This is a genomic window from Pontibacter sp. LHS2 (assembly GCF_058932845.1).
Window position 1 is genome coordinate 111,983 of record NZ_JBZYWG010000001.1, and the last position, 15,266, is coordinate 127,248.

Below are 15,266 nucleotides of genomic sequence, written 5' to 3' on the forward strand. Positions count from 1 at the left end.
CCCTTGTATTGCAAGTGGCTTAAAGTGTAACTTACCCGCCGAGCTGTATCAAATTATCATCCAGTCTCAGGTCAATCATCAGTTTGTTCGGATCTATACCGCCGCGGTCGGGCTTTCGTGGTACTGTCACTTGTATAGTCTGCACGCCAGACCGGATGCGGTGCATCTGCATGTATAGCGGCTCGTCTAACCCTTTGCCTTCTTCATAAATGCCGACCTCCAGCCAGTCATTCATCGGTACATCTTTTTCTTTACCCGTACTGTCCACTACTACCTTTTGCGCCTGCACCTGCAGCGTCACCAGCCAGTTGCCATCCTTCGATTGCGCTGCCTCAAACTGTTTTGTTTTGAGACGCCAATAGGTGTTCTCCCTGAACAAGTCGTTTAACAAGTAACTCAAAGAATCAGGGGTAACCTGCTGGATTTCCTGGAAGAGATCAAGGGTAGTCGGCAGGGAGATCTCGCCTGACGTGCGTTTCTGGAGCAGCGACCGCAGCGCACTGTTCACCTTTTCTTTTCCTATGTACTTGCTGAGAACATGCATAGCAAGTCCACCTTTTCGGTAGTATAAAAAGTCTTCATTAGCCCTGAGTAATGAAGCAGTTGCAAGGGAGCGGGGCATTTCAAAGTAAGAATGCAGAAAATCCACGTATTGCCGCAAATGACCATCCCCATAGTTCTTTTCCAGCACCTGCATGCCCGAGTAAACGGCAAGTCCTTCAATCAGCACACCGGCTCCTTCGACGTTTGCAGGCGTTAGTCTGGCCATACCCCACCATTGGTGCCCTATTTCGTGCGCCAGAATGTAATAAGGAAGGTCAAAACCACTCGGACTGTCATCAGGGTTCATCAAAGGATGCTGCTCTCCATAGTAGATAATGCCCGCATCGGCAGTTGCGCCACCACCTGGGCCAGCACGCTCTACTACCGTCAGATAGTTATAGGGGTAAGGCCCAAATTGCTCCGTAAAATAAGCCAGCGAAGCTTTTACGCTTCGGAGCATTCGGTCAATGTTTTGGCTGTGGTCCGGATGATAATAAAGCCTGATCGCGACATCCTTCCACTTACTTTCCTGCACCTTATAGTCACCTGATAAAATGCTGTATTCGCCCCCTATCGGCACATCCGTTTTGTAGTGGAAGTAGCGGCGGTCACCTGTTGTCCAGGTTTTTTGCAACAACCCCGGCGCAACGGCTACTTCACCCTTCGCGGTACCTATAATGGCTTCAAGCGTGATCTGATCTGTGCTGACTGGTTTTTTACGCGCCTCCCGGTCATAAAGAGATGGTAGCGCTGGACGTGCTGCAAGCTTGTGCTTTTTCCTCAGGACTGCATCATCTATCTCTCTGTAGTGTTGGTAGCCAATAGAGGGGAGCAGGTCGAAATTTGTAAAGTAGGTGCCGTTTTCTACTACCAATGTGTTCGCGCCGTTTTGATTGAATCCATGTGGTTTATAGTCCACTACAAAGGTTAATTGCAGCGAATCGCCAGGCTGTAGTGGTTGCTCTAGTGTATAAATGTAGTGGCTGAGTTCTTTGTCCACCAGCACGCTGGCAGCTGGCCGGCTGAATTTAACATCACCAAACGCTACGCCCGAAACACTCCCTAGATGGATGGAATCCAGGGGTAATGACTCCTTATTCACCAATGTAAACGCTGCCTTGATCCCGGCTTTCTGCTGGTCTGGGTAAAGCTCGACGTGCAGTTTAGTAGCCGTTAGTTGAGGCTGTGGACTGTTTCTGTACTGGCCGTAGCGTCGCTCGTATTCCGCCTTCCGTTCCAATATGTCGGAACCGGTCTGGTACTCGTTCAGTACATTGGTATTATAGAAAATGAAGCTCCCCAAGGTTACAACAAGTCCTATACCTATCACGGCAACCCAAATTGTGGACTTTGTAAAACTGTGATGTGCTAATTGAAGACGGCGCTTCAAACCCTGTTCTCTTCCCCGCACCCAAAGCAATCGCGCTGCCACAGCTAACAGCAAAGCCCAGGCTATCCAGTATAGCTTAAACAACAGCCAGGGCCCTAGCGTGTGTCCAAAGCCACGCATATCGGTGTACCACCACCCCGGGTCTGCTCCAAAAATGAGCATGTTATGCTCAACTTTGAAATAGGAAGGAAAGGCCATAAAACTGTAAACCAACAGCACCACCAGGTAACCAATATGTTTTTGATTCACCACGACGTGGACTACCAGGGCAAGCAGGGCAAAAAGCAGGTAGTCAAGGAGCTGAAGTCCGAAGAGTGCCTGCAGGTATAGGCCTAATTCCAAGTTGTCGTAGCCCAACATTAACTGCATCCCTATACCTGCGGCCATCAGCAGTGCCATCCATACTACGATGATAAAGCTCACCCCTAGAAACTTACCAGTCAATAGAGCCCATTCCGGTACCGGTGTTGCATCCGCAATATCGCTTATGCCCGCATCCCTTTCATACCAAACAAGCATGCCAACGAAGTACATGATAAGTAGCGGTATGACCACCCATGGAGTACTGACATTGCTTACCGGGGCAGTCAGGAAATCTACTACTTGCTGGGTAGTAGGTATCAGTGGAATCCCAAACTGAGTCATGATGCGATCGCCGAATGCGGCGGAGACCAGGGCAATAACACCTACCAGCGTCAGTCCAACTGGGTGCGTGGCTATTTTCTTAAAAGATACCCAGGCAATTATAAGCGCCTGACGGAACCAGGTGGAAACGCCGAAGCTTCGCTGTACCTGCGGAACCTTGATCGCGGCTACTCTAACTATTGGGGCTTCAGCAAGTGTGTTGACCTGTGCTTTTGGTCGCCGTTTAAAGCGACTCCACCAGCTGCTCGTTTCAGGAGTGGTAAAACTGAAGCGAATGTAGGTAAGCCACAGTAAACCAATGGCAACCCCAAGCCATAAGACGCGATTGAGAAGAAACATGCCTTCCAGCAAAACAAGTCGCGTATTTTTCTCGGTGGGCGTCCAGGTTTGCAGTTCATTGCCTATAATACCCGAGACACCAACCGGGTCCAGTAACTTCACCAGGTCCCAGTTCCCGAAGAGTTTTGCCACCGTAATCGCGATAATCTGGGCAACAAGGGCTAACAGCAAGCTGGCTAAATAGCTGGCCATCACCTGGCGGCTCAGCGCAGCAAAGGTGAATTGAAGCGCTGTTGCGATAAAAACACTCGGTAAGGCAATCAGGAAGTAGACATTCCCATAAACCCATGGCCTGAACGGTAATAATCCCTCCTCAACCAAACCTGGCAAGTAGAAGGCAAGCAGCGTGCCTAATGGTAAAGAGAGTATCAGGAGCGCATTCACCGCAAAGGCAGCAAGAAACCGTCCGCCCAGGTAGCTGAACTTTGTAACTGGGGTTGTGTATGCAAGAGGATGCATCCGTGTCTGCACGTCCCGGGCTGCTGCTTCCCCAGCTGTGGATGCGCCGATCACTAGCCAGAGAAAGCCACCAATGACAGTAATAGCCGTGATGAGTAAGGTATTGTTAGGGTATATGCCATCACCGGGTTTGATACCTAGCGCCATAATAAATGTAAGAGCAAGCAGAACTGCTAAATAGAGCCAGGTAGAGACGCGCCTTATCAGGTAGGCGAATTCAAAGCGAAAGATCTTCCAGAGTATCATAGCTGCACCTCTCTTTCCTGTTGCATCACCTGCTTTTGGTCATGTCCAGCCATGGTGGTGAAATACACGTCTTCCAGATCGGGAGCCACCGGTTCAAAGCCGTTGCCGGGATTTTCCTCGCTGTAGACATGCACTGCCGTTCGTCCGCTTAGCAGTTTGGTAGAGATGATCTTATACTCCCGCTCCAACTGGGTAAGTGCACTCTTCTCGACAATGCGGCGCCAAATCTTTCCCTGTAGTTCCTCTACTGCTTTAAGTGGCTCCGCTTCCTGCAGTATCTGCCCTTTGTTGATGATCGCCATCCGGGTGCAAAGTTCGCTCACATCTTCTACTATATGCGTTGATAGTAGTACCACGCTGTTCTCACCCAACTCACTTAACAGGTTAAGGAAGCGTACCCGCTCGGCAGGGTCCAGTCCTGCCGTAGGCTCATCCACAATCATCAGCTTTGGGTTTCCCAACAGGGCCACTGCCACCCCAAAACGTTGTTTCATACCACCCGAGAAGCCTCCAAGTTTCTGCTTGCGCTTTTCCCAAAGATTGGTCTGTTTCAGTAAGGCTTCTACCACTTCTTTTCGGGAGGACCGGTTGGTGATGCCTTTGAGTACCGCAAAATAGTCGAGCAAATCTTCAGCCCTTGCCTTAGGGTAAACCCCAAACTCCTGTGGCAGGTAGCCCAGCGTCTGACGCACCTCCTCCTTCTGATTCAACACGTCAATATCACCCAGGTGGACACTTCCTGTATCCGGCTCCTGTAGGGTAGCCAGAATTCGCATGAGCGTGGACTTGCCAGCGCCATTAGGCCCAAGAAGGCCATACATGCCATTGGGAATGGTGAGCGTAACATCTTGGAGCGCCTGCACCCCGTTGGCGTATGTTTTGGAGATGTTGGAGATTTGTAGTGCCATAGGTTTATTTTGTTAGCTGCCGTCTTGATTGCGTCCTGCGAACTGAAGTACAAAGCCATGCTGTAGCAAGACAAGGGAGCATAGCTTTATTTATGTTATGACTAGGAATGCGTTTCCCAGCAGTCTTGCTAAAAAGCTGAAGAGTTATATCTAATGTACCACATAGTACTATGTAATGCAAACTAGCATAATAACTATTCGACCAAAGAAGATTTTTTGTCTATAAACCAGCCAGTTTTAATCCTGAAAAGGGAGTAGCCTATTCCTTATTTCTCTGTTTTATGGTGGTGGTCTGAGGTGCTCTATAAGTATAGGGAAAGGAATAGTGTTGAGGATAAGGGCATTTTAATCTCAAATTTTCAGACCATACAGTTAGACAAGAGAGGATAGAATGAAAGGAGTAGTACGCAGGTATAGCCAAACAAAAAAGCCATACCCTTGCAGGTATGGCTTTCCGATTATTCAGGTATAGGTATAGCGCTTAGGCTTCCGGCATCAGTCGCACCACCAGCCCATCCAGGTCAGGGTTCACGCGCAGCTGGCACGAGAGACGACTGGTTGCAGTAGCGTGTGGCAGGGTTTCGAGCATGTAGGCTTCGTCGTCGCCAGGCTCTGGCAGTTCGGCGCTTTCGAGTACCTCCACATGGCAGGTAGCACAGATGGCCATACCACCACAGATGGCAGGCACCTCAAGTTCATTCGCCTTCATCACTTCCATTACGGAAAGGCCCATGTCAGTCGGCGCTTCCAGCGTCACGCGGCTACCGTCTGGCAGCTCTACGTGTATGTTGATCAGCTCCTCCATTAGCTCAGCTCCTGTATGCCGTTCACGGTCGTGTATTTCAGCACAAACTTCTTGTCCGGGTAAATGATGTTGTAAGCGCTCTGGGCCATCAAGGCTGACTCGTGGAAACCGCACAGGATCAGCTTGAGTTTGCCCGGATAAGTGTTGATGTCGCCGATTGCGTATACACCCGGTATATTGGTAGAGTAGTCGAAGGTATTTACCACGATGGCACCCTTCTCCAGTTCCAGTCCCCAGTTCTCAAGCGGGCCAAGCTTTGGCACCAGTCCGAAAAGCGGAATGAAGTAATCTGTCTCGATTTTGTGTTCGGTCTGGTTGTCGATCAGCACCGTCACAGCATCTACTTTGCCGTTGCCCTGCACATCCGTCACATTCGACTTAAGCAGCAGTTTAATCTGTCCTTCCTCGGCTAGGGTCAGCACTTTTTCAGCTGACTCCGGTGCTCCCCTAAAGGTAGAGCCGCGGTGAACCAATGTGAGTTCCTCTGCTACGCCAGCCAGGTAGATGGCCCAGTCCAGGGCAGAGTCACCGCCGCCAGCCAGCACCACTTTCTTGCTGCGGAATAGCTCCGGGTCGCGCACCATGTAGGTCACGCCTTTGCCCTCAAAACTTTCGAGGCTTTCGATGGCTGGTTTGCGCGGCTCAAACGAACCAAGTCCGCCGGCAATGGCCACTACCTTACAAGCGATCTCGGTGCCTTCGGAAGTGCGCACGATGAACGAGCCGTCCTCTTGCTTGTCAAGTTCTTCCACACGCTCACCCAGAGTGAACGTCGGGTGGAAAGGCTCGATCTGCTTCATCAGGTTGTCTACCAGTTCACCGGCCAAAATTGACGGAAATCCAGGTATATCGTAGATCGGTTTTTTAGGGTATATCTCGGCTAGCTGTCCACCTACCACGGGCAGGGCGTCTACCACGTGGCAACGCATTTTGAGCAAGCCTGCTTCAAACACGGCGAACAGGCCCACCGGGCCTGCCCCCACAATGCATATATCAGTTGTTATTCTGTCCATTTAAATTAGTCTTTTGATCGATCAATTTCTACCGTAAAGATACGGCCATGTGTTAAGCATCCATAGCAATTTCTGTTATAATGCGGCGACCAAAAGAAAATTCAGGTCAATCAATCATATCGCCCAGGTCACTTACACCCAGTGTGAACATGACCAGCACGATGGCCAGCATGACCTTCAGAACAACCGGAATCGAGAAGCCCAGGTGTCGCTGGAGGTAGTCATTGGTTAGCGGATAATAGACGAAGGAGATGAGCAGGTATGCGATGCCCGGCACAGGATGTACCAATATCAGATTGAGGACACCCACTGCTGCCACTACCATGCCGAATAGCCAGCCGAGTAGGTTAGAGGTTAAGGTTTGAGCTTTCATGTGGCTGTTGCTTAACTTCCCGCAAATGGACTACCAAATATACCGACTGCCAGCTCTGCCCAAATGAGGAAGAAGGCCAAGAGAATGACCCCGATGATGATGAGCCGGGATTCGGTGCTTTTCACTTTCCGGATGACCAGTTCTGCAGCGAGTCCGGTGCTAAGCAGCAGAAAACCCATGATCAGAAAATCACGCAGATCCCAGTCTACTTCGCTGGTGAATTGCATCGCGACAAGCGGGATGAGCAGCAAAAACACTACTGTGAGTATAATGCCGATAAGTCTTTTGTTTTGCGTTACCATATCTGTATTGTTAATGATGAAAATGATTTTATTTCTAATTCAATTGTGTTACAAGTCCTTCAGCATCAGGTCGATCTTGTCTGGCAGTTCGGCCACTCCCACGGCAGACCACAGGATGAAGATGCCTAGTATGATCTTGACTGGCAATGGAACAGAGAAGCCTGTTGTCTCCTGCAGGATAGCAGTCATAGGAGGGAAGTAGGCAAGGGATAGGATGATAACAAAAAGGCCATAGCCGGCATCATTTCCCCAAAAAGTATTGATAAACCCAATAGCCAGAAAGAGGAAGCCAAACAGCCAGCTGACGACACTCCCGATTTGCAATGATTTTTCCATAAGGTGTTTTGTTTTTATGATAGAATGAATGTTTACTGCGAGTTATTCAAAGCCGAAAATCAGGGGGAAAAGGAAAACGACTACGATGGTCCAGGCAAAATAAACCGGAATGTAGAGCACGATGGAGCGCCCAACCTCCGTGATGGCTGCCTTCTTTGTGGCGGCTTTGAAAAGCATGACCGTTACGATGAGCAGGTGCACCAGTATGAGGACGTTGCCGCCCATCACAGCGACTCTGTTGGGTGTGATGCCCCACTCCGAAATGCGGAAGGAAATAGCAGACAGTGCAATGCCATTCACGACCACTGTCACGATAGAAAGCAGCAGCAGCACCCATACAGCCGATAGAGCGCCTGACCGGTTCGTGCTCTCCGCCACCGAAAAGAAGATGAGTGCCATCACCCCGATCAGGAGCACGTTGAAAAGCATCAGAAATTCCCGGTCGTTATAAGGGTCCTTGCCGGAGTAGATGATGGCTCCGAGGTAGATCACCAGCATGACCAGCACCAGCGGGCTGAAGATGCGGGCAATAACCGGCGACACTTTGTTGACAAGCTGCGGATTGTTCTGGGTCAGGTAGGAAGCCACGATCGGTACAGCCGGCAAACCGAAAGCCACGATGTACTCAAAGTAAAACTCCTCGATCCTCAGACCGATCAGCGCAAACAAGCCAATCGTGATACCTGTCATCAGACCACCTGCAATAACCAGCAACGCTGACATCACCGCCAGGTCACCGTTAAAGCGCAGGAAGCTGAGGCGCTTGTCGGCCAAGTGGAGTTCATCGCCCGCGTAGGATACGCCCAGCAGTACCCACAGTAGCAAGGGTAGGTGAATGCAAGCCAGAACCAGTGTATCGCTCTGATTGTCCGGCAGTGCGTTGATGTAGATCAGACAGGCTGTCGTGATCCCACCGATAAGAGCTAGTCTGTTTGCAGGCACCTTGTTTCTCCAGGCGAAGTAGGCCATCAAAGCAGGAAATACAAAGAAGGCAATGTTGCGGGGATAGTAGAACTCCTCATTGATCGGGAAGATAGCCGGCAGCTTGACCAGTATACCTGCTACCAGCGCAGCGATCACGATAAACAGAAACTCCCGGTTGAAGCGCCAGAAAACCTCTTCTGCTTCATAGTAAAGCCTTTCGTACCAGAACGCTGCCAGTGCCTTGTCCTGTAGCTGTGGGTATAAGCCGCTGAACTCCTGCTTAAAGCCGGCCTTATTGGAACGGTACAGTTTCTCCAACTGCCCGGGATTGTCAAGATGAGATAAAATTTGCTCTTTCATGGGGCTGCTTGTGGGTTAATTTTCATAATTAAGTGAGCGGTTTGACACTTGCCTCTTAATGCCAGAGCGTGCCTACCAGACCCAGCACAAAGCCAAGCCATAAACCAACCAGAAAAATCACTGCACTAAGGATTATGGCAATTGCTCTGTGGACTCCAAACTTGTGGTGATACTGCAGTAGAAAGTAATTGATCAAACCTCCGAGCGCACCAGCCATAGGTACAATAATCAGGGGCCTGATCATCCACAGCTTTCCCCAGGCAGGGTCAGGTGAGTTGACACCAGCCAGAAAGAGGCTGATCAAGGCGAGTCCGATCACGGCGCCTGACAGGGCTCGCTTACCTGCAGCAGCTAGCTGCACAGGTTGGTTTTGAAAATCTTGTTGCTGTACCATCTTAATTTGAGTTAAAGATTATGAATTATGTTTGAGTGTTGTTAAAGTACTTTGAGTTTCAAAGTAAAGCGACAAAAAAAATTTAATCGCTTTGCCTGTTATTCAAAATCAACTGTTCCAGCGCATCCAGGTGACTTTTAAAAGCCTCACGGCCAGCATCCGTTGCATGGTAAGTTGTATTGGGTTTGCGGCCCACAAACTGCTTTTCCACCTGCAGGTATTTGGCTTCCTCCAACGCCCGCAGGTGACTGGCCAGATTGCCATCGGTCAGTTGCAGGGTTTCTTTCAGGGTGTTGAAATCCACCCTGTCTTCTACCATCAGCACTGACATAATGCCCAGCCGCGCCTTGCTTTCGAAGGCCTTGTTTATATTTTCGAGATACTCTTTCACCGGTCTGCTAGCGTTCGTATTTAAAGTACACCAGCGCGCCATATACAATGTGCAGGATGCCAAAGCCCAGGGTCCAGAGCATCAGGCCATAGCTTACAAACACACAGGCAACCAGACCAATGATGATCTCAATAATACCCAGATAACGAATATCGCCCAAGGTATACTTGCTGCCATTGAGCAGCGCCAGTCCATAAAAAACCAGCATGGCGGGTGCTACCAGGTATAGAATGCCATGATACAGCAGAACAGCGCAAAACACACCTCCTGTAGCCAAAGGTATAGCCAGGTTCAAAACCAGTCGCCTGGATTGATTGTCCCAGGTGCGTTGGTTCTTTTTGCGGGCATTGCGTGCCGTGAAATAGGTGGCCGTACTGAATGCCAGTACCAATACACCAACGGCTACCGCTAACACAAAAAGGACATTATTACGACTGAAGTTGCTGGTCAGGTCATTGTAGTAATTGATGCTGTGTTGCGTGAAGTACCACTTGACCACAGCCGCACCGGCCAGCGCCGACAGGCCTGCAAATACGCCGGACAATCCGCTCAGGGAGATAAAGCGGGAGGAGCGATCCATGATGTTACGGATCTCATGCAGGGCTTCTAACTGGTCTTGCTGCTGGTTCATTATAAAGTACTTTGAGTTTCAAAGTTAATATTGCTTTACGTAAAGTCAAGCCCCAGGGCTAAATAAATTTAAAAAATCTATATAAGGTCGTTTGATATCTGCACAGCGTTACAAAAGAAGACGAGCGCTGTGTATCCGGTTATACAGCGCTCGTCAGGTATAGCGTATGCAGCAGCAGGCTATTTTTCCATTTCTTTTAGCCTGGCAACTGGCTTGAATTTTTCCGACTCCCATAAAGCCACAAACGGTTCGGTATCTGCTGACCGGTAAGCACGCTTCATGAAACCTGTGTTGAAAGCGAAAGCAGGCTTGCCTTCCGTATCCATGGCCAGTATCCCTTTATCGCCCTGTAGTTTATCGGCGTGTAGGTTCACAGCGTGATCTGCCGCCTTCTGCAGCGAACTGCCTGCATACTTGACCATCGCACTGATTTCATGCGCCAGCACGCCGCGCAAGATCACTTCACCCTCGCCGGTGCAACTCACGGCACAGACTTCATTATCGGCAAAGGTGCCGCCACCAATGATCGGGGTATCGCCCACCCGGCCTTTAAGCTGTCCTGTCAGTCCGCCTGTGGAAGTGGCTGCGGCGAGGTTTCCATTGATGTCCAGGGCAACAGCGCCTACCGTGTCAGCCATAGAGCCGGGCATGGTTTTTTTCTTTTCTGATTGCTTGTGTTGCAATTCACGCCAGGCTTCGTCTTTTTCAGCAGATACGAAATACTCTGGTTCCCTGAGCTCCAGCTTGTGGCGAAGTGCAAACTCTTCTGCTCCGGTACTGACCAGCAGGCAATGGTCGCACTTCTGCAAAATTGTTTTAGCCAGGCTGATCGGGTTTTTGACATAGCGTACTGCTGCCGTGGCGCCAACCCGCAGGGTATTGCCATCCATAATGGCCGCATCAAATTCCACCTCGCCGCGCTGAGTAAGGCTTGCACCCCGTCCGGCATTAAATACAGGGTTATCCTCCATGCTGTTAACAGCGGCTTCTACGGCATCCAGTGCGCTGCCACCTTTCTCCAGTACCTCATAGCCTGCCTGCAGGGCTGACTCCAGTCCCTCCCGGTAGAGCGTTTCCATTTTCTTATCGAGTTCTCCTGGTTTTATGCTTTCGGCACCCCCGTGTATCGCGATTGCAAATTTTTTCATTGTAGTTCGTTTCATTTAGGTGAGTCATGATAATACGATGTGTTGTTTTTCCGGTTTGGGCAGAAAAAGCCCGGCATGCAGCGGCTGTCCCTAAAACTAAGGATAGTTACTGCATGCCGGAAGCCTATCTAAAACGAGTCCTGCTCCAGTGAGGAAATGTGTCGGTGCTCGATGATTCGGAAACTTTCCACCAGCTTAATTGACTCTGGAATATCCTCCGAAAAAAGGGCTATGAAAGCCCCCTCCGGAGCATACTCCAGGGCATGTGCGAGCGCACGTGTTTCCTGGTTGATCTCCGTTACTTTCATGTTGGGTTTGGCAGACATGATGCCCTGCTTGATCAGGCTGTTGATCTCCTGTCCGGTCTTGCCGCGCAGGTCCTTATCCTGCCGGATGATGATCTCGTCAAACGTCTCTGCCGCGATCCTGCCTATCTCAATCGTGTCTTCTTCCTGACGATCGCCCACACCGGCTACGATGCCTATCTTGTAGCTTGCATGCACGTTGTCTATAAAGTCGGCAATGGCCTCCATGCTGGCGATGTTGTGGGCATAGTCAATAAGCACCTCATAACGCGGTAACTTGAACAGGTTCATGCGGCCCGGCGTGGTTTCAGCGGAAGGTATAAAGGTGCGCAGGGCTGTTCTGATCTCAGCTATCTCGAAGTGGTTGATGTAGCCGGCCAGCGTTGCTGCCAGCACGTTTTGAATATTGAAGCGGGCACGTCCCCCAAATGTCAGCGGAATATCCGCCACCCGGTCGACCCGGATCTTGTAGGTGTTCTTGAAGATAGATATGTATCCGTTTTCGAGTACGGCGGCCAGTCCACCTTTGCTGATGTGCTGCAGGATGCGGGGATTGTTTTCGTCCAGACTGAATAAGGCTATTTTGCAGCTCAGACCGGTGGCCATATCGTAGACCAGGTCATCATCGGCATTAAGCACGGCATACCCATTCTGACACACGGTGCGGGGGACCACAGCCTTCACATCAGCCATTTCCTCTACTGTGTAGATGTCACCCAGCCCCAAGTGGTCAGCCGACACATTGGTCACGATGCCAATGTCACACTGCCGGAAGGCCAGGCCAGAACGCAGCATGCCCCCCCGTGCACATTCCAGCACAGCATAGTTCACGGTAGGGTCTTTTAGCACAAACTCACTGCTGAATGAGCCGGTCGTATCGCCTTTGATGATCTTATTATCCTGTATGTAAATGCCGTCGGTGGTGGTATAGCCGACCTGGTAACCTTTAAACTTGAGCATGTGCGCCACCAGGCGGGTAGTAGTGGTTTTACCATTGGTACCTGTGATCGCCACTATAGGTATACGGGTCGGGCTACCGTGCGGAAAGAGCATGTTGATGATCGGCTCGGCTACATTGCGGGGCAGGCCTTCGGTAGGGGAGATGTGCATGCGCAGGCCTGGTGCGGCATTGACCTCGATCACGGCGCCGCGTGTTTCGGGCAGGGGTATGGCTATATCAGTCGTCATGACATCGATGCCACACACATCGAGCCCAATTATGCCGGCGATGCGTTCTGCCATCAGTACATTGTAAGGGTGCACCAGATCCGTCACGTCCGTAGCGGTACCACCCGTGCTGAGATTAGCAGTGCTTTTCAGGTAGAGCACTTCGCCCTCGGGTAGCACCGATTGCAGCGTCAGGCCTTTGTCTTTGAGCAGGCTGCGGGTATGCTTGTCTACCTTAATATGGGTGAGTGCCTTTTCGTGACCTATACCTCGTCGGGGATCTTTGTTAACCTCTTTTACCAATTGCTGTATGGTTGAGATGCCATTGCCGGTGACCATGGCCGGTGTGCGCTTGGCAGCCGCTATGAACTTGCCGTTAATCACCAGCAGGCGGTAATCGTCACCGGTGATGAACTGCTCTACCATCACGTTTTTAGAGTAGCACTGGGCTTCAGTGAGAGCCCGCTGCGCCTCTTTCCAGGTATGGATGTTGACAGTGGCGCCTTTCCCCTGGTTGCCATCCAATGGTTTTACCACGATGGGGTAGCCCAGTTCTTCCACAGCCTCTTCCAATTCGTCTGCGTCAGTCACGATGCTGCCACGTGGCACTGGTATACCTGCGTCGTCCAGTATCAGCTTGGTCGCGTTCTTGTTGCCGGCATTTTCCACCCCGAAGCAGGAGGTGCGGCAAGTCATGGCAGCCTGAATGTGCTTTTGGTGTATGCCATAGCCCAGTTGTATGAGGCCGCTCCGCTGGTTGTTGATGTAAGGTATACCTCTGCTCACCGCTTCAGACACGATCGCCTCTGTACTCGGGCCGAAGTACTCGTCTTCCCGGATCTGGTGCAGCTTGGCAATATCCTGTACGATACTGGGCTTTTTGCCTTTGGCCATCAGTTCGGTGATGCGCACGGCCGCATGGGCCGCATACTCACCGGCACGCTCCTGCTGGTAAGAGAACACCACATAGTCTACCCCTGCTGCAGGGCCGGCATAGCGCCTGCCATAGCCACTGCTCATACCTGCCAGTGTCTGCAGCTCGAGCGCAATGTGTTGTATTACTTTGCTGAAGGTGGTTCCCTCACGCACCAGCCTAAAAAAACCACCCGGTGTGCCCTTCGAGGAACGGTGCTCATACATACCCGGGAAAAGTTTCTCTAAGCGCTCCGGAAACTGTGGCACTTCATTGGTGAGAACATCCTGCAGGTTTTCCAGGTCAAGCTTCAGCACGATGATTTTAGGATGCTTGATGGACCAGTAATTAGGCCCACGCATGATCCTCAGTTCAAGTATTTTCATTTGCTTTCAAAGTTCAGGTTCAGGTCCGCGCCATGCAGGACTCGGTCAAAAGACACCTACATATGATAAGTACGGATTGGACGTGTTTTGGGAGAAAGCAGAAGGAGTAAATGAAGACCTGTCGCTTTAAAAATGAGTGTATGAGCCTGACCATATTTTAGAAAGCCTGTCATCTACTGATTCCGCATCAGTATTTGTACACCTTTTATGTAAAAGAACGGTTAGAGCATGTCAAACTAAAAACCTGCCATTAGATAAACCGTTTAATAAAAGCGAGTTTTGTCTAAGTACATATTTAATAAGTTCTATAAATACATTAATCAGCAAGCTATGGCAAGAGATTATCAGGATGACTATAGTAGAAGAGGTTATCGTTCGCAGGATCGGGATCGTTCTCACCAGGAAGAACGCGGTATATTCGATCGGTTAGGCAATAAAATCAGCAATGCCTGGGAACGTATAACTGGTGATGAAGACGAGTATAGTCACAGACAGAGAAGAGGAGATTCTCACTACCCTTATTCAGGCGAATCTGATCGCGGAGGCTACCGCTCATCAGCATACAGCTCAGGCAATCAAAGCCAAGGTAGCCGTTACGGTCAGTCACACATGGGCAGGTACAGCCCACAGCGTGCTGATAGTGGCAACTATGGCGGTAACTACCGTTCAGGACAAAGCGAAAGCAGTGGTTACAGCGGCCGCATGTCAGACTATGGCACTTCTTCGCAACAGAGCAGACAGTCTCAAAGCGGTAGCCCCTATGGCAGCTCACAAGGCTACGGTGCCTCTTCGCAAGGCAGCAGCTACGGACGAAGCGGCTCCGCCTACGGAGCAGGCTCCAGTGAAGGAGAGTACGGCGCCTCTAAAAGCTCTTCGTATGGTAGTTCACAGGCTAACCAAGGTTTGAGCGACTCCCAGCGCAATTATGGAAATTCAGCCGGCTACGGTGAGTCATCGGGTGGCTACGGTCGTAGCTCTATGGGCTTCCCACGGGGCTCCGATTATGGCAGCGGTGGATCAGGCTCCATGGGGGGGGGCTATTTCGGAAGTGGTGCTGGGCCATGGAGTGGAGGACCATACAGCAACACCGGCAATGCGGGCTACAGACCAAATAGCGGTTCGCAGCGTGATATGGGTAGCAGTTCCGGGCAGAGCTCCCAAGGCAGTTCGGGCGGTTACAGCAGCTCCGACTACGACTACTCCCGCAGAGAGCAACGGCGCCGGGGCCAATCGGACCAGGGCTTTGGCAGTGACTGGGACAGATAACAAATTTTAGGTTGAAAATAAA

General features: G+C 50.7%; 14 protein-coding genes. 1 reads left to right on the forward strand and 13 read right to left on the reverse strand.

All coding sequences use genetic code 11. The annotated features are described in order from the left end of the window. Nucleotides 1–31 precede the first annotated feature (31 nt). The 13 genes from AC5FX6_RS00450 to cphA all read right to left on the reverse strand — a co-directional run bounded on the left by AC5FX6_RS00450 (nt 32) and on the right by cphA (nt 13,978). Nucleotides 32–3,523, reverse strand: coding sequence for an ABC transporter permease/M1 family aminopeptidase (locus AC5FX6_RS00450; protein WP_493595058.1), 3,492 nt, complete (start codon nt 3,521–3,523; stop codon nt 32–34). 95 nt (nt 3,524–3,618) lie between these two features. Beyond that, a complete protein-coding gene (locus AC5FX6_RS00455; protein WP_493595059.1) occupies nt 3,619–4,530 on the reverse strand; it encodes an ABC transporter ATP-binding protein in 912 nt (303 codons plus the stop codon). A 481-nt stretch (nt 4,531–5,011) separates the two neighbouring features. Next, entirely contained in the window at nt 5,012–5,335 is a 324-nt protein-coding gene (locus tag AC5FX6_RS00460; protein ID WP_493595060.1) for a 2Fe-2S iron-sulfur cluster-binding protein, read from the reverse strand. After that, nucleotides 5,335–6,348, reverse strand: a complete 1,014-nt coding sequence (locus tag AC5FX6_RS00465) for an NAD(P)/FAD-dependent oxidoreductase (protein ID WP_493595061.1) — start codon at nt 6,346–6,348, stop codon at nt 5,335–5,337. The genes AC5FX6_RS00460 and AC5FX6_RS00465 overlap by 1 nt, the downstream gene beginning before the upstream one ends. A 106-nt stretch (nt 6,349–6,454) precedes the next feature. Continuing rightward, complete coding sequence (locus AC5FX6_RS00470) at nt 6,455–6,721, reverse strand: hypothetical protein (protein ID WP_493595062.1); 267 nt, start codon at nt 6,719–6,721, stop codon at nt 6,455–6,457. 11 nt (nt 6,722–6,732) lie between these two features. Beyond that, on the reverse strand, nt 6,733–7,023 hold the full coding sequence (locus AC5FX6_RS00475) for a hypothetical protein (protein ID WP_493595063.1): 291 nt from the start codon (nt 7,021–7,023) through the stop codon (nt 6,733–6,735). Nucleotides 7,024–7,071: 48 nt separating this feature from the next. Continuing rightward, on the reverse strand, nt 7,072–7,359 hold the full coding sequence (locus AC5FX6_RS00480; RefSeq protein ID WP_493595064.1) for a hypothetical protein: 288 nt from the start codon (nt 7,357–7,359) through the stop codon (nt 7,072–7,074). 42 nt (nt 7,360–7,401) lie between these two features. After that, nucleotides 7,402–8,643 carry a hypothetical protein gene (locus tag AC5FX6_RS00485; RefSeq protein ID WP_493595065.1) on the reverse strand — a complete coding sequence of 414 codons (1,242 nt, stop codon included), beginning with the start codon at nt 8,641–8,643 and terminating at the stop codon, nt 7,402–7,404. Nucleotides 8,644–8,698: 55 nt separating this feature from the next. Then, the gene (locus AC5FX6_RS00490) at nt 8,699–9,037 is read right to left on the reverse strand and encodes a potassium transporter KefB (protein ID WP_493595066.1); all 339 of its coding nucleotides are present in this window, start codon (nt 9,035–9,037) and stop codon (nt 8,699–8,701) included. A gap of 82 nt (nt 9,038–9,119) precedes the next feature. Beyond that, a complete protein-coding gene (locus tag AC5FX6_RS00495; RefSeq protein WP_493595067.1) occupies nt 9,120–9,428 on the reverse strand; it encodes a winged helix-turn-helix domain-containing protein in 309 nt (102 codons plus the stop codon). A gap of 7 nt (nt 9,429–9,435) precedes the next feature. Next, nucleotides 9,436–10,059: a hypothetical protein gene (locus tag AC5FX6_RS00500; protein ID WP_493595068.1), complete on the reverse strand. Its 624-nt coding sequence runs from the start codon at nt 10,057–10,059 to the stop codon at nt 9,436–9,438. A gap of 179 nt (nt 10,060–10,238) precedes the next feature. After that, complete coding sequence (locus tag AC5FX6_RS00505; RefSeq protein ID WP_493595069.1) at nt 10,239–11,207, reverse strand: isoaspartyl peptidase/L-asparaginase family protein; 969 nt, start codon at nt 11,205–11,207, stop codon at nt 10,239–10,241. Nucleotides 11,208–11,335: 128 nt separating this feature from the next. Further along, nucleotides 11,336–13,978 carry a cyanophycin synthetase gene (gene cphA, locus AC5FX6_RS00510; RefSeq protein ID WP_493595070.1) on the reverse strand — a complete coding sequence of 881 codons (2,643 nt, stop codon included), beginning with the start codon at nt 13,976–13,978 and terminating at the stop codon, nt 11,336–11,338. A gap of 330 nt (nt 13,979–14,308) precedes the next feature. Here cphA and AC5FX6_RS00515 point away from each other — a divergent pair, with 330 nt between their 5' ends. Continuing rightward, complete coding sequence (locus tag AC5FX6_RS00515; RefSeq protein WP_493595071.1) at nt 14,309–15,244, forward strand: hypothetical protein; 936 nt, start codon at nt 14,309–14,311, stop codon at nt 15,242–15,244. Nucleotides 15,245–15,266 lie beyond the last annotated feature (22 nt).

Coding starts and splice junctions, on each gene's coding strand:
- AC5FX6_RS00485 (WP_493595065.1), bottom strand. CDS start 8,643: ATGAAAGAGCAAATTTTATCTCATCTTGACAATCCCGGGCAGTTGGAG.
- AC5FX6_RS00465 (WP_493595061.1), bottom strand. CDS start 6,348: ATGGACAGAATAACAACTGATATATGCATTGTGGGGGCAGGCCCGGTG.
- AC5FX6_RS00505 (WP_493595069.1), bottom strand. CDS start 11,207: ATGAAAAAATTTGCAATCGCGATACACGGGGGTGCCGAAAGCATAAAA.
- AC5FX6_RS00500 (WP_493595068.1), bottom strand. CDS start 10,059: ATGAACCAGCAGCAAGACCAGTTAGAAGCCCTGCATGAGATCCGTAAC.
- cphA (WP_493595070.1), bottom strand. CDS start 13,978: ATGAAAATACTTGAACTGAGGATCATGCGTGGGCCTAATTACTGGTCC.
- AC5FX6_RS00460 (WP_493595060.1), bottom strand. CDS start 5,335: ATGGAGGAGCTGATCAACATACACGTAGAGCTGCCAGACGGTAGCCGC.
- AC5FX6_RS00515 (WP_493595071.1), top strand. CDS start 14,309: ATGGCAAGAGATTATCAGGATGACTATAGTAGAAGAGGTTATCGTTCG.
- AC5FX6_RS00475 (WP_493595063.1), bottom strand. CDS start 7,023: ATGGTAACGCAAAACAAAAGACTTATCGGCATTATACTCACAGTAGTG.
- AC5FX6_RS00470 (WP_493595062.1), bottom strand. CDS start 6,721: ATGAAAGCTCAAACCTTAACCTCTAACCTACTCGGCTGGCTATTCGGC.
- AC5FX6_RS00480 (WP_493595064.1), bottom strand. CDS start 7,359: ATGGAAAAATCATTGCAAATCGGGAGTGTCGTCAGCTGGCTGTTTGGC.
- AC5FX6_RS00455 (WP_493595059.1), bottom strand. CDS start 4,530: ATGGCACTACAAATCTCCAACATCTCCAAAACATACGCCAACGGGGTG.
- AC5FX6_RS00450 (WP_493595058.1), bottom strand. CDS start 3,523: ATGGCGCTAGGTATCAAACCCGGTGATGGCATATACCCTAACAATACC.
- AC5FX6_RS00490 (WP_493595066.1), bottom strand. CDS start 9,037: ATGGTACAGCAACAAGATTTTCAAAACCAACCTGTGCAGCTAGCTGCT.